The 12,786-nt window shown below is 64.1% G+C and carries 8 protein-coding genes; 3 read left to right on the top strand and 5 right to left on the bottom strand.

What is annotated here, in order from left to right:
- Nucleotides 1-193: 193 nt before the first annotated feature.
- The 5 genes from RTL41_RS10260 to RTL41_RS10240 all read right to left on the bottom strand — a co-directional run bounded on the left by RTL41_RS10260 (nt 194) and on the right by RTL41_RS10240 (nt 8,594).
- Nucleotides 194-1,045 carry an SDR family oxidoreductase gene (locus tag RTL41_RS10260; RefSeq protein ID WP_312164002.1) on the bottom strand — a complete coding sequence of 284 codons (852 nt, stop codon included), beginning with the start codon at nt 1,043-1,045 and terminating at the stop codon, nt 194-196.
- Between the two features lie 282 nt (nt 1,046-1,327).
- Entirely contained in the window at nt 1,328-3,412 is a 2,085-nt protein-coding gene (locus RTL41_RS10255) for a TonB-dependent receptor (protein WP_312164033.1), read from the bottom strand.
- A 585-nt stretch (nt 3,413-3,997) separates the two neighbouring features.
- A complete protein-coding gene (locus tag RTL41_RS10250) occupies nt 3,998-5,362 on the bottom strand; it encodes an MFS transporter (protein ID WP_312164000.1) in 1,365 nt (454 codons plus the stop codon).
- Nucleotides 5,363-5,738: 376 nt separating this feature from the next.
- Nucleotides 5,739-7,022 (bottom strand): MaoC family dehydratase N-terminal domain-containing protein, encoded by a 1,284-nt coding sequence (locus RTL41_RS10245; protein WP_312163998.1) that lies wholly within the window; start codon nt 7,020-7,022, stop codon nt 5,739-5,741.
- Between the two features lie 75 nt (nt 7,023-7,097).
- Nucleotides 7,098-8,594, bottom strand: a complete 1,497-nt coding sequence (locus RTL41_RS10240; RefSeq protein WP_312163996.1) for a fatty acid--CoA ligase family protein — start codon at nt 8,592-8,594, stop codon at nt 7,098-7,100.
- Nucleotides 8,595-8,839: 245 nt separating this feature from the next.
- Between RTL41_RS10240 and RTL41_RS10235 the strand changes: the two genes are divergently transcribed.
- The 3 genes from RTL41_RS10235 (at nt 8,840) to RTL41_RS10225 (ending at nt 12,744) form a co-directional block, all read left to right on the top strand.
- On the top strand, nt 8,840-9,613 hold the full coding sequence (locus RTL41_RS10235; protein ID WP_312163994.1) for an enoyl-CoA hydratase-related protein: 774 nt from the start codon (nt 8,840-8,842) through the stop codon (nt 9,611-9,613).
- Nucleotides 9,614-9,822: 209 nt separating this feature from the next.
- Nucleotides 9,823-10,728, top strand: a complete 906-nt coding sequence (locus RTL41_RS10230; protein WP_312163992.1) for a LysR family transcriptional regulator — start codon at nt 9,823-9,825, stop codon at nt 10,726-10,728.
- 381 nt (nt 10,729-11,109) lie between these two features.
- Nucleotides 11,110-12,744, top strand: a complete 1,635-nt coding sequence (locus RTL41_RS10225; protein WP_312163989.1) for an AMP-binding protein — start codon at nt 11,110-11,112, stop codon at nt 12,742-12,744.
- The last annotated feature ends 42 nt before the right edge of the window (nt 12,745-12,786 follow it).

Raw genomic sequence — 12,786 nt, 5'->3', positions numbered from 1 at the left:
TAGCGGCGCTATGAAAGGACCGCCCAGCTCGGGCCGAACGATCGCCCCGATGAGGCCCGTGTAGCCGGGCCGTGCGCCGACGTCGCTTCGATCGTTCGATCACCTGCGCCAGCTTTGCGCCGCCAGGGCCCTAAGCCCCCGAGCCGCGCCCGGCCGCTTGCAAAGCCGAGAGCGGGTGCTTCGCGGGCGGACCCTACATGCCAAGTGGAGCCTGCGCCGCGAGAAGGACCGAGCGAAACGCCTCGTTCACGAGTTCGGCCGTCCAGGCGGGCTGCGTTAGAACAGGGGACATGACCTGAGGGTGGCTGCAGAGCGAGAGTTCCAACCCATTCATCCGGACAATCTGCCCGTTGACGGCCTTGGACGCGTCAGACAGCAGGTATTCATAGACCGGAACATTCAGAAACGGAGATTCCGGACGGTCTTTTGCGGCGCGGATGCCGTGTGCGGCTCGGAAGGAGCTGGATATGGTCCGCATCTGGGTGTTCGCCCGCGGCGAAATCGCATTAACTCTTACGGAGCGTCCCGCCAGTTCGGCGGCCATCGTATAGGTGAAGGATGCAATGGCCCCCTTGGTGGCGCCATATGCGCTCATTCCCGCAATGCCGGCTTGAGCGGCCGATACAGTGTTGATGATTGATCCGCCTTCGCCCGCTAGCATGTGGCGCAGCGCGTGATGGCTGCACGCTATGGTGCCCAATACGTTGACTTCCCACATCGTGGTGACGTCACGGGCATTTAGCTCTTCCACCATACCCATGCGGAACACGCCGGCGTTGTTGATCAGGCCGGTAATCGTGCCGAATTCTCCAGCGCAGCGCTCAATCAGAGCTTCGGCCGCGAGCCAATCGCTGATGTCTGCGCCGTGGGCGACGGCAATACCGCCGCTGGCGCGGATTTCCGATGCGACTTTGTCCGCCTCAGCCTCGTCAATGTCGTTTACGATCACCCTTGCGCCCCGCGAAGCGGCGCCGATTGCGCAAGCTCGGCCAATCCCCGCGGCGGCTCCAGTAATCACGACGCACTTGTCGCTCAGCTCAATCATTGAATTTCTCCGAGTTTTCTCTCGAACTCCGGCGCCGAGGCGTCGCCGGCGACGCGTGCGTCACCCCCTATGGATCGCGTTATCAAGCCCCGTATTTCCAGTGAGAATCTCGCATGTCCTCAGGGATTTGACGCATGGCGCAAGGGGCAGCTCCCGATCGGATCATGGGAGCCCGATGCGTTGTCCGGGGGCGACGGCGCGCGACGATCACCGCAAGGGCGACCGCCGCGCTCAATCAGCCGTCGTCGCTTCAGCGGCCGCGATGGGCGGTCGCTGGCCGCGTCAGAACTTGTACTCGATGGAAACGCCGATCTCGCGGGGCGCGGCCGGCGAGGCCTGGATGCCCTGAGCGTTGGGGCTGACGTTCACATAGTAGAGCTGGTCGCCAAGATTGCGCCCCCACAGGGAGAACCTGACCTTGTCGCCGGGCGCCCACCAGGCGGCGGTGGCGTTCAGCAGGGAATAGGCGTCCTCGGCGATGTGGCCCCCAGGGACCCGGTAGTACTTGGTGGTGTAGAAGTAGTTGGAGGTGAGCTCCAGGCGGCCGCCGGCGAGGTCGCGCTCATAGGACGCCCCGATGTTCGTCGTGAACTCCGGGGCGCGGATGATGGGCGTGCCGGACAGGTCCCGGACAATCTGGTCATTGCCCAGTCCACAGCTCGGCCCCGGGCACAGCGACGGATCGAGCGAGCCGGGATAGCCGCGGGGGACGGAGTCGAGGCCGTTGGCGAACTCGGTGTATTCCGCCTTGGGGAGCCAGGCCGCCCCGGCCCGTAGCTGGAAGCCTTGGATCGGCCGCGTCACGATCTCCAGCTCGGCGCCCTCCATGACCGCCTTGCCGGCGTTCCGCAGTATGGCGTTGGGCACGCCGTTGACGGTGTTGGTCTGGGTGACCTGGATGTTGTCGTAGTTGTAGTGGAAGGCCGCGGCCGTCAGGTCGAGCAGACCGCCGATCCGCGATTTGACGCCTACCTCGAAGGCGCTGATTTTCTCCGGCGCCGCCTTGTCCACCCGGGCGGCGTTGGTGGCGTTGTAGGTCCCGGATTTGAAGCCGGTGGAATAGGTCGCGTAGGCGTTGGTGGCATCGTTGAAATGATACTGGGCGGTGACCCGGTAGCTGACATTGCGCCAGGTCGTCTCGTCATGAAGCTGCGGGCGCGCGGGCAACACCGGGGTGTTGCTGAGCTTCTTGGTCTCGCTCGTGTATCGGATCCCGGCGAAGAGCTTCAGTTGGTCGCTGACCGCGTAGCTGCCGTCGGTGAAGCCCGACAGGGCCTGCGTCTTCACGTAGCCGAACACCTGGCTGTTGAGGGTTCCGTTGCCGATCAAGCCGCCCCCCGGGGTGGTGATCGGGCCGTTGACATAGCTCGTGTTTTCCGCGTCGGCGTCGGCGCGGAAGTAGTAGACGCCGGCGATGAAATTGGCCGGTCCCTCGAAATTCGACGTGAACAGGCCTTCTTGGGTGAACCAGATGTTGGAGTCGGCCGAAACCGTCTTGCCTTGGCGCAGGTTCACGCGGTCGGCGTCCAGCATCGAGTGGTTGGAATTCGTCCGGTAGGCGGTGGTGCTCTGGAGGGAATAGGTCGGCAGGTCATAGTCAAGCTGCAGCGAAATCCCGCTCGTGCGGTTGTTCGTGGTGGGCTTGAAGGTGTCGGTGATGGTGTAGGGTCCGGTCGGACCGAGATATCCGGGCGTGTTGCGTGTCGAACTGATGTTGTCGACCGGCGCGATGGAGTAGGGGACGTCGCTTTGATAGCTTCCCTGGTCGGCGATGAGCACGGCCTTGAAGTTGTCGAGCGGCCTCCATGCGAACTTGACCCGTGCGGCGTAGCTGTGGGTCTGCCCCTGCTTGCCCTGGTCCCAGCCAGGGACGATGTTGGTGATGTAGCCCTTGTCGTCATAGAGGTTGCCGCTGAAGCTCACGGCCAGGCTGTCGGTGATCGGCGTGGCCGCGTAGAGCGAGAAGTCCTGGCTCTTCAGCTTGGCGCCGTAGGATGCCGAGGCGTTGAGCTCGCGTTCGGGGCCCGGGTCGCGGGTGAAGATGCGGATGGCGCCGCCGGTCGCGTTGCGCCCGAAGAGCGTGCCTTGCGGGCCCTTCAGCACTTCGACCCGTTCGATGTTCTTCAGGGTGAAGACGTTGCCGGTCGCCGAGGCCATGTAGACGCCGTCGAGGTACATGGCGACGTTCTGCTCCTCCCCAGCGCCGCCGCTGGTGGAGGACACGCCGCGGATCGCCGGCTGGATGAGCTTGCCGTTGGTCACGGTGTTGAGGCCCGGCGCGAGTTGGCTGAGGTCCCTCGTCGTGACGGCGCCGGCGTCCTTGAGCTGCTGAGCGGTCACGGCCGTCACCGCCATGGGCACGTCCATGAGCCGTTCGGAACGGCGCGACGCCGTCACGACCACTTCCTCGATCTGGCCAGGTTCAGCCTGATCGTCGGCGGCCGCCGGCGAGGAAAGTAGCGTCAGAACAACTGCAGTTCCACCCATGAGGGCGAATGCGCTGCTCTTTGAGTTGTGTGAATATTTCATGTGTCCCCCCGATTGTTGTATTCCCTGATGGGAATTCATTAGAGTTGGCGGACATAGGGTGTGTTGACCTCTTCGAACCTCCCAATGCGTAGTTGGCATCACCCCAGGGCGGTCGCGCATTCTTGCGACCACGACGTCGTCGAACGGTGTTGCGCAGCGACCTGTCGAGCTATTTTGCGGCCCACTAGCCGTTCGGAGGGCGGGCTGAATTTGAGAGGCGCGCGGGCCGCTTCGCGCCGACGCGCGAGGTGGCGGCCATCGGAGCGGACCGCTCAGGGCGCAAGTGCGGCGGGCTGCAAGACCATAGCCGAGCCTTCCAGGGCGCTGGCCGATGCGGTTCCCCGACCAAGTCTGGTTTGGGGTTTCCCGCCCAGGAAGGGCGCGTGAGCCTCTAAGGGCCTGAGGGCCCTATCGCTACAGCGTCTAGGACTTCGGGGGGGCCGACTGCGGCTGGGCCTCCCCCGCGGCGGACAGCAGAGGATGCAGTCGCGAAAGGGCCAGGCGCAGGAGGATGATGTTGGCCAGGATGAAAGTGGTGACCACGATCGACATAGAGGTTCCAAGACGCAGCTCGTCCTTGAGGACGTAGTCCGTGATCATGCCGACGAAAACCGGTCCAATGGATCCGAACACGGCGAACACCAGCAGGAACAGCGCCACCACCTGGCCCCTGAGATGGTGCGGGGTCAGGATCTGGAGGGCGGGCGCCAGGAACCCCATGAACGTCAGCGTGAGGATCTGCAGTATGCCGTAGACCACCAGGAAGATCTCGGGCGATGGGATCATGAAAATGACGACGACGAACGGAAACGCGCCCAAGGTCAGCCAATGGTAGAGCCGCACGTGAACGTCACGCATGCCGCGATTGTAGAACCAGTCCATCACGCCGCCCTTGAAGATCAAGGCCGCAGCGGTCACCAAGCTAAGGGCGCCCAGCCATGGGCCGGACTGCGTCGGCAACCAACCAAAGTGCCGTTCCATATAGGCGGGGGTCCATGACGTCAGCGCGCCTGATGTGGCGGAGATGCAGCCGAAGCCCAGGCTCAACAGGAGCAGGACCTTGGCGTGCGACCGTACAAAGGTCCACAAACCTCTGTCGTCAACCCGCTCGGCTACCGGCCGCTTCTGGCTTGTCTCGGTCACAGTGAAGATCAAAGGGGCCAGCAGGACGCCCGGCGCGCCGGTCAAGATCAGCACGAGCTGCCAGGTTTCCAACTGGTTGAGCCATGATGTGTCGCGCGTCAGATCGCCCGCGACATGGATCAGATAGGCTCCTAGCCCGAAGGCGATCGCCGTGCCCAGCTTCAGGGACGATTGATAGATGCCGATAGCGAAGGCCAGGCGGTTGCGGGGAAAGTGGTCTGCGAGAAGGGAATATGAGGCCGGAGACAACACGGATTCGCCTGCACCGACCCCGGCCCGGCACAGGAATAGGAGGAGGAAGCCGCCGGCGAGTCCGCTGCCGGCCGCGGAGATCGACCAGATCGTCACGCCGAGATAGAGCACGAGACGGCGCGACACCCGGTCGGCCACCCATCCGGCGGGCAAGCCGAAAAGTGAGAAAGACAGGTAAAACGCCGGACCCAGGATCAGGCTCATCTGGGTGTCGCTCAGGCCTAGATCGGCCTTTATCTGCTCCACGAGCAAAGTGATGATCTGACGGTCTACGATCGACATCGCATAGAACATCATCGCCACGATCAGCACCCACCAGGCCATGGGCGGGACGCGAGATGCGGGGATGGTGGTCGGCGGCGACTCTTCGGAGGTGCCTGTGACTGACGCCATTGCTGCTCTCTGATCTCTTCTCTTGGCCCCATCCGATACGGGGCATGTGCCGGCTAGCTCTGCGGTTGGTCGCGCCGGCCGCGCGCATGGTCGTCATGGCGCGGCCCCCGCCGGTCGCCGTCAGTTGGGGAGGCGCCTCGCCCCTTCGTCATTTCGACCTCCCGCTGCTTCGGCCACGGCCAGAGCCTGAAGGCTAGGGGCCATCGTATGGTCCGTGTAGGGGGAGGTCGTCTTGAAGTCGGGGGAAATCGTCATGGGCGCGCCAGCCGAACGATACGCGGTCCGATCGCACCAGACCCGGGCCCGGCGTCGCCGGGGACATTCGCATCTTCGAGCAGGCAGGTGACATCAGCCCTCAACCCCGGCCTATTAAGGTTCAGGCATTCGCGCGCAGACGGCGCGCGGCCTCCGTCATTAGCTGCGCTCCTCTGCCGATGAGATCGGAGTCGGGTTGGGGTAGGACCATCGGACCAGCCTCCCGCGACGGCAAGAGCACGGTGGCCTTCGCTACGATCGTCACTTCCTGACGCTGGTTCGTGCCGCGGACATCGATATCGACGATACGGTCGTTCCCTTCGATTCGCTTGTCCGCCACGCGCCCGCTCATCACGGTGGTGTCGCCGTGGAAATTGAACATCCTGACTTCGCTCTCAAGGGCGCTGATCCACGCGTCGTCGCCCATCCAGTTCGTCACCAAGTGGGCCGACCAGTTAGTGCGCATCTGGCCATAGTCATAGGGGGCGGGCAGGCCAAGGTCCTGGGCGCGGTCGGCGTCCCAGTGAACGCGCATCATCGAACTGGGGACGCCGTATCGGTCCTCAGAATAGAAGTTGGGCATCTTCTTGCGCATCTTCCAGCCGTAGCGAAGCGGCCCGCCGCCATAGGTCGAGCCAAGGCCCCAGCCCATATGGGTGCAGATGACCTCGACCAAGCCGAACGGACCCTTGACGACGGGCACGAGCTCGTCGCCCACGCAGACATCCTCCCACCAGCGGGGCTCAGCGCCTCGTCTCTGTTCGGCCGCGTAGAGGCGGTCGATTTCGGCCATTTCCTCCTTGTTGTAGACGTGACGCGAGAGGTGGGCGTGCTTGCCCACTTCCTTGGAGCCGCCACGCTCAGCGTTCACGAAGCTCTCGTAGCGGACCGCGACGGGCTCACCGTTCCTGTTGACGTACAGATGGCGATAGCGCTCGAGCACCGTGCGACGGCCTGAGAACGACGAGCTCTCCTTTACCTGAACATCGTCCACGGAGAGGTCGTGATAGAGTTGGTCGCCGGGGCGCATCGGCTTGAAGAGCCGCCAACGTGCGCCGACATTATACCGCCCGACCCCCCGGTAGAGCCCTTTGAACAACGACTTCAGCTCCGGCGTGTAGGGCGGGGTCTCGTTGACGCCGGTGCTCGAGCCGAACAGCGGAGGGGCGATCTGTCCGCGCCAGCGGGTAGTCGCCCCATAGTCGGGCTCGTGCCACAGCGGGTTGTCATCGCCCACCATCCCGAAGGCATAGTGACGAATGACGTCCTCCGAAACCTGACGATTGAACGGGTGTTCGTGCACGAACTGCGAGATGCCGATCTGCTGGCGCTGACGGTCGATGTCGGCGTCGGTGATCTTCGCCCCAATGGCCTTCGGCTCGGTCTGTTCTTCAATGTCCGACACGTTTACCTCCACAATGATCGGCGCCTGCTGAGGAGCGCCTTGCAACACGATCGTCCGGCATTGGCGGACCGGGCGTCAGCCGAGTGCGATGTCCAGGACCTCTGATCGAATGACCTTCATCGAGGCGGTGCGAGGCAGGCGCTGGATGAACTTGAAGGCGACCGGGACCTGGTAGGGCGTGAGGTGCTCGCGGGCGAATGCTCTAAGGCCCGCCTCGTCGGGCGCCGCGGCGTCGGGACGCGTTTCTATGACCGCGACCGGGACCTGGCCGAGGCGCTGGTCGGGGATTCCCACCACGGCGGCGTCCTGGACGTCGGGGTGCTGGCGAAGAACGCTCACGACCTCGTCGGGCAAGATTTTGAACCCGCCCCGGACGATCGCATCGTCGGCGCGGCCGCGAATGTAGAGGAAACCATCCCGGTCGACGCTCGCCAGGTCGTTCGTCGAAATCCAGTCAACCCCTTTGCGCGGGACTCTCACCTCGAGAAGACCGGTGCGCCCATCGTCGATCAGGGCGCCTGTCTCGGCGTCGCGCACCCTGATTTCGGCGCCGGCTACGACTCGGCCCACGCTTCCGCGCTTGCTTGCGGCGTGAAGGCGGTGGTCTTCCAGCGACCAGCTGGTGACGCCGCCGAACTCGGTCGCCCCATAGTCCACGAGGATCGGGACGCCGTACTTGTGTTCGAATTTCGCCTGCAGCTGGACGTCTAGCGGCGCGGTGCCCGAGCGGATCGCCACGAGGCTCGCGAGGTCTTCCGGCGGCACTTGAGCGTCCCAGATCATTTTGATCGCGGTCGGCACCAGCGAAATGACCTTGGGCCGGTGTTCGCGAATGGCGTCCACGGTGTCGGAGACCGTGAATTTTTCCTGCAGGAGGATGGGTCTGGCGGAATAGAGCGCCAGCAGGACGGCGAAAGAGCCGGAATGAGCTAGGGATCGGAAAACGACGGCGGGCGAACGCTTGAGAGTCAGCGCCGTTTGCGCCGCCCCGGCCTCCCTGCGTTCCCCAGCTCTGAGCGCGTTGATGAGGGCGGTCGCCGATTGAGGCGAGCGTTTCGGTGGGCCTGTTGTTCCGCTGCTCAGGCGTTCGATGACCACGTCGCGCATCGGTTCGCGGTGCGGCCCGGCGCCTATGGCGCCGAGCCCGGGATGGGGGGGAGCGGTGGTGACGGCGGCGCCCCATGTCACGACCATGCCGGCGCTCCCGACGGCGGCGGCGGCGGCCGCGACGCCTGGAATCTTCCAGAATCCCGGATCACCTACGATGACCGGGAACCGCTGCCGGATGATCTCATCACATAGAATCTTTGGGGCCATGTGGGGGTTGATCACGGCCGTGCAGCTCTCCGAGAGGACGAGGCCGATGAGAGACACGACCGCGGAGGGCGAATTGTGGGCAGCCCAGCCGATCACGTCGTGGGGGGCGGCGCCGAGCTCAGCCAAGGCTTGAGCGACGACCTCGGCCCCCTGCGCGAGTTCGCCCCATGTGCGCCGCTTCCCCTCGAACTCCAGCGCCCAGGCCGCGCTGTCCAGAGCAAGGACTTCGCGGAACCGCTCGATCAATCGCGTCATCACCTTGAATTGCTCTCCATCGGAGTTCGACGACCCCAACCGTCGCCAGCAGTCGCCAGCGACGCGTGCGCCACCTCCAAGGGATCGCGTTTTCAAACCCCGGACTTCCAATGAGAATCTCGCATGTCGTCAGGGATTTGACGCATGGCCCGGGGTGCAGCAGGCGCCTAGACCACGTGGCCCCAGGGAGCGAGACTAGCGAAAAGCAAGCAAAAGCAACCTGAAGCGGCGGCGGAGAGATGGACATGTACGGGGACTTTCAGGGGCTGGCGGTGGAGCGACGCGGCGCGACAGCCTGGGTTCATCTCGGAGAAACGCATCTGAACCCCGAACTCGCGGAGGTTTTCCGCCGTCTCAATACGGACCCCGAAGTCAGGTCGGTGGTCCTGACCGGCGCGGAGGAGCGGGCGTTCTGCGTCGGCGGCGGCGGCGCGGGCGCGCCGCGCGACGAGGCTGGACGCAACGCCTACTGGTTCCGGGGCATGGCGGGCGCGCGGGAGGTCATCCTCAGCCTGCTTGACTGCGACAAGCCGATCATCGCTCGGATCAACGGGCACGCCGTCGGCAAGGGCTGCTCGATCGCGCTGTGTTGCGATATCACCGTGATGGTCACGGAGGCTAAGATCGGCGACACGCACGTGAAGGTGGGGTTGGCGTGTGGTGACGGCGGTTCTCTCCTGTGGCCGAACCTGGTGGGGCCGATGCTTTCGAAGCGCTATCTGCTCACCGGCGACCTGTTGACGGGGCAGGAGGCCGCCGCTGTCGGCCTCGTCACCGAGGCGGTGTCTCGCGGAGACCTGGACAAGCGCATTGATTTCTGGCGGCAGCGACTGGAGCAGGGCTCGCCAGCGGCGGTGGCCCTGACCAAGCGCGCCTTGAACTCGGCCTTGCGCCAGCAGGCGATAGCCCACATGGATCTCTCACTGGGGCTTGAGACGCTGAGCTTCCTGACCGAGGACCATCGCGAAGGGGCGGCCGCGCTTTCCGAGAAGCGTCGGGCTGAATTCATCGGCCGCTGAGCGACGGAGCCGGGACGTCGACGCCGATCGTGATGATGGAGCTTCGGTTCGTGCCGCCGGCACTCGGCCAGCAACCACTGGCGCATGCCTGCCAGCCGGGGCGCGAAAGGAGCGTCCCGGCGCCGCCGCGTCACTGCGAGAGGTCGTCTCGTTGTGAAGTGTCGGCCGCCTGCGTTACGATCGTCGCAGTTCACCAGAAGGGCTGTGCAATGAGGTTGGATCTGGAGCGCGTGCTGCGATTCGTAGTCGTGGCCCGGGAACTCTCGTTCACACGGGCGGCGGCGCGCTTGCGGATCGACCAGCCCTGGCTCTCGCGTCAAATGATGCAGCTAGAAGGGCAGTTGGGGTTCGCACTCTTCAAGCGCGAGGGCGGTCGCATTCTTCTGACGCCGGATGGGGAGGAGTTTTTAGGCTACGCCGAGCGCCTGACCGAGGTGGCCGAAGAGACCTGCCAGAAGGCGGAGGAGATGCAACGCCGCCACAAGTCGGATTTGCGGATCGGCGTGGCTTATTTCACCTACTGGTTTCCACGGCGGACGGCCTTGCTCGAGCGGTTCAAGGAGATCCGGCCCGGAGTGAACCTAGAGGTCACCATGGCGGAGCTCTCCGACGGGGTGTTGGGGCTGGTCCGGAACTCCACTGTGGACGTCGGTCTGCTCGTAGGCCCCGTCGATGAACCTGACATGGAGCAGATTCGCATCGAGTGCGGCCACACGACGCTTTCCATTCCCGAGGAAGATCCTCTGGCGCATGCCGCCTCGGTGGCGCTTTCTGATCTTCGGGGGCGCAGGGTTGCGGTCGGGACGCCGGTGAACCCCGCGCGACACGCCATCACCTATGGTTGGGTGGATAAAGTCGGCGCCGAGGCGGTGGTGATCCTGGAAGGACGTCGTTTCATGGCTGACGTCGCCGAGCGCGAACGGTTGATTCTCCTCAATCTCGCGTCCGAGGAAAAGGTCCCGTCCAGTTTCGTCAGACGCCCCATTCGGGGGCCCAAGCCACGCGCCGACCTCTATCTCGTCCGCCGCAAGGGGGTGACGTCCTCGGCTGTCGATAGGTTCTGGCGATTGGGCGAGGAGATAGGAAGAAAGCGCGCGCCCGTGGAGGCGGGTTAGCCTCGTCTCATCGGCGCTCGCCGAACCCTGGGGGCTGGGGCTGCCATCTTCGCGGGCGTCCTGCGGCGGGTCCTAGTTGGATGTCTTCTCGAGCCAAGCGCCCGGCCGACGCCGCAACCGGCTGGCTGCCGTCGTGGTGGTTCGCCCTTCAGCGTCACCTAGGGGATTTCACACTCAAGCGAGGAGAGTCACGCATGGGTGCAGGTGTGATTGAGCCATGAAACCCACGCGGCAACCCACTAAGCTCGCGGGTGCAACCGCGCCCGTCGAACCAGGATTGGTCGGCGGCGATGAGCACAGCACACATCCAGTCGACGTGGGATCAAAGTGACGAAGGGCCTCTCTCTTATGGATATACGCCATTCCCCTCAGGATCCGACCGTGTCCAGAGAGAATGCCCTGAAGCGGATTCGGCAGGACCGTGAACACCTCCGGCGGCGCTGGTACGAGGAAGGATTCTACGGGACGAAAACGATAGGCGATGTGCTCCGGGAGGGCGCGGCCGCCTTTCCGCACGCCAAGCGTTCCTTCTATTCAAGTGAGAGGCCAGAACGCGAATTTACGCTGCAAGAAGGCTACTTGCTAAGTAGCGGCTATGCCGCCCGTTTGCAGAAGCTCGGCGTCGGGCCCGGTGATGTGGTGGCCGTCCAGATGCCCAACTGGTGGGAGACGGTGATGCTCAGCCAGGCGGTCATCCTCGCTGGAGCGACCCTGCTGCCGATTATCCCGATCTACGGCGCGGGCGACCTGCAATACATCCTGACCGCCTCTCGGGCTAAGATGCTGATCGTTCCTCGGCGGATGCACAACATCGACTTCCTGGAGCGCCTGGAGGCCCTGGGCTCTCTGCCGGATTTGGAGCACGTTTTGGTGGTGGGCGACGAGGCCCCTCGTCAAGCGCTCACCTGGGAGCAGTTCCTCAGCATTCAAGCCGAGGACTTCGTGGCGCCGGCGATCACGTCGGATGACACCTGCTTGTTGATGTTCACCTCCGGGACGACCTCAAAGCCGAAGGGTGTGCGGCACACACATAACACCCTGATCGCGGAGACCGGGACCTTCCCGCTTTATCGTCCGGTAGACCAAGAAAACCCTGTGTTCCTTTCGGCCGGACCGTTTGGCCATATCGGCAGCGCCTTGGAACTGATCAGGGGCTCGTTGACCGGGGGCAGCAATATCACCCGGGATCGCTGGGAGGCCCAGGCCTGTCTGGATCTGATCAGCCGCCTGAAGCCCTGCACCAGCAACGGCGTTCCGTTTTTCATGCTGACCCTCTTTGACCTCGTGGACAAAGGACTTGGGGACATCAGCAGTCTCAAATACTTCACGATGGGCGGCACCTCCATCAATCCATCACAAATCCTGCGGCTCGCGGAGGCAGGCATCACGGGCCTGCGCACCTACGGGTCCACTGAACTGCCGACTATCTCTTCTGGCCGGAAGGATGACCCCCTGGAAAAGAGGGCCTACACGGACGGGCGTCTCCTGCCAGGGGTGGAGATCCGCATCGTGGACGACGACGACCAGGATGTCGGAGAGGGCGAGTCCGGTGAACTGCTCGCGCGTGGGCCCGATCTCTTCGTGGGGTATTTGGATGAGGCGCTGGATCTCGATGCGTTCCTGCCGGGCGGATGGTTCCGGACCGGCGACATCGTTTCACGGGACGCCGACGGCTATCTCAGCGTCGTCGATCGTAAGAAGGACGTGATTATTCGGGGAGGCGAGAACCTGTCTTCAAAGGAGATCGAAGACGCCCTCTGCAGCCATCCGGCCATCGCCGAGTCGGCTGCAGTCGCCATGCCCGACCCGCTCTACGGCGAAAAGGTGTGCGCGTTTGTCGTGCTGCGGCCTGGCCATCAAGTGTCCCTCGATGCGGTGCGGGTGCATTTCGGTCAACTCGGTCTCGCCAAGCAAAAGACGCCGGAGCGTCTTGAGATCGTGACCGATTTCCCCCGAACGCCCCGCGGGAAGGTGAAGAAGATCGAGTTGCGGGAGCAGTTGAAGGCTCAAGTATGATCTTGAGGATGTCCGCCGCCGACGGGCAGGGCAAGATCGCGA

Origin of the sequence: Phenylobacterium sp. (assembly GCF_031984885.1) — a bacterium.
In the GTDB taxonomy this organism is placed as follows: Bacteria; Pseudomonadota; Alphaproteobacteria; order Caulobacterales; family Caulobacteraceae; genus Phenylobacterium.
The sequence above is the reverse complement of the archived record's forward strand: the minus strand, read 5'-3'. Positions and strand labels throughout refer to the sequence as shown.

Excerpts from the sequence above, each read along its gene's own strand:
- RTL41_RS10260 (WP_312164002.1), bottom strand. The coding sequence starts at position 1,045 with ATGATTGAGCTGAGCGACAAGTGCGTCGTGATTACTGGAGCCGCCGCG.
- RTL41_RS10255 (WP_312164033.1), bottom strand. The coding sequence starts at position 3,412 with ATGGACGTGCCCATGGCGGTGACGGCCGTGACCGCTCAGCAGCTCAAG.
- RTL41_RS10250 (WP_312164000.1), bottom strand. The coding sequence starts at position 5,362 with ATGGCGTCAGTCACAGGCACCTCCGAAGAGTCGCCGCCGACCACCATC.
- RTL41_RS10240 (WP_312163996.1), bottom strand. The coding sequence starts at position 8,594 with ATGACGCGATTGATCGAGCGGTTCCGCGAAGTCCTTGCTCTGGACAGC.
- RTL41_RS10235 (WP_312163994.1), top strand. The coding sequence starts at position 8,840 with ATGTACGGGGACTTTCAGGGGCTGGCGGTGGAGCGACGCGGCGCGACA.
- RTL41_RS10230 (WP_312163992.1), top strand. The coding sequence starts at position 9,823 with ATGAGGTTGGATCTGGAGCGCGTGCTGCGATTCGTAGTCGTGGCCCGG.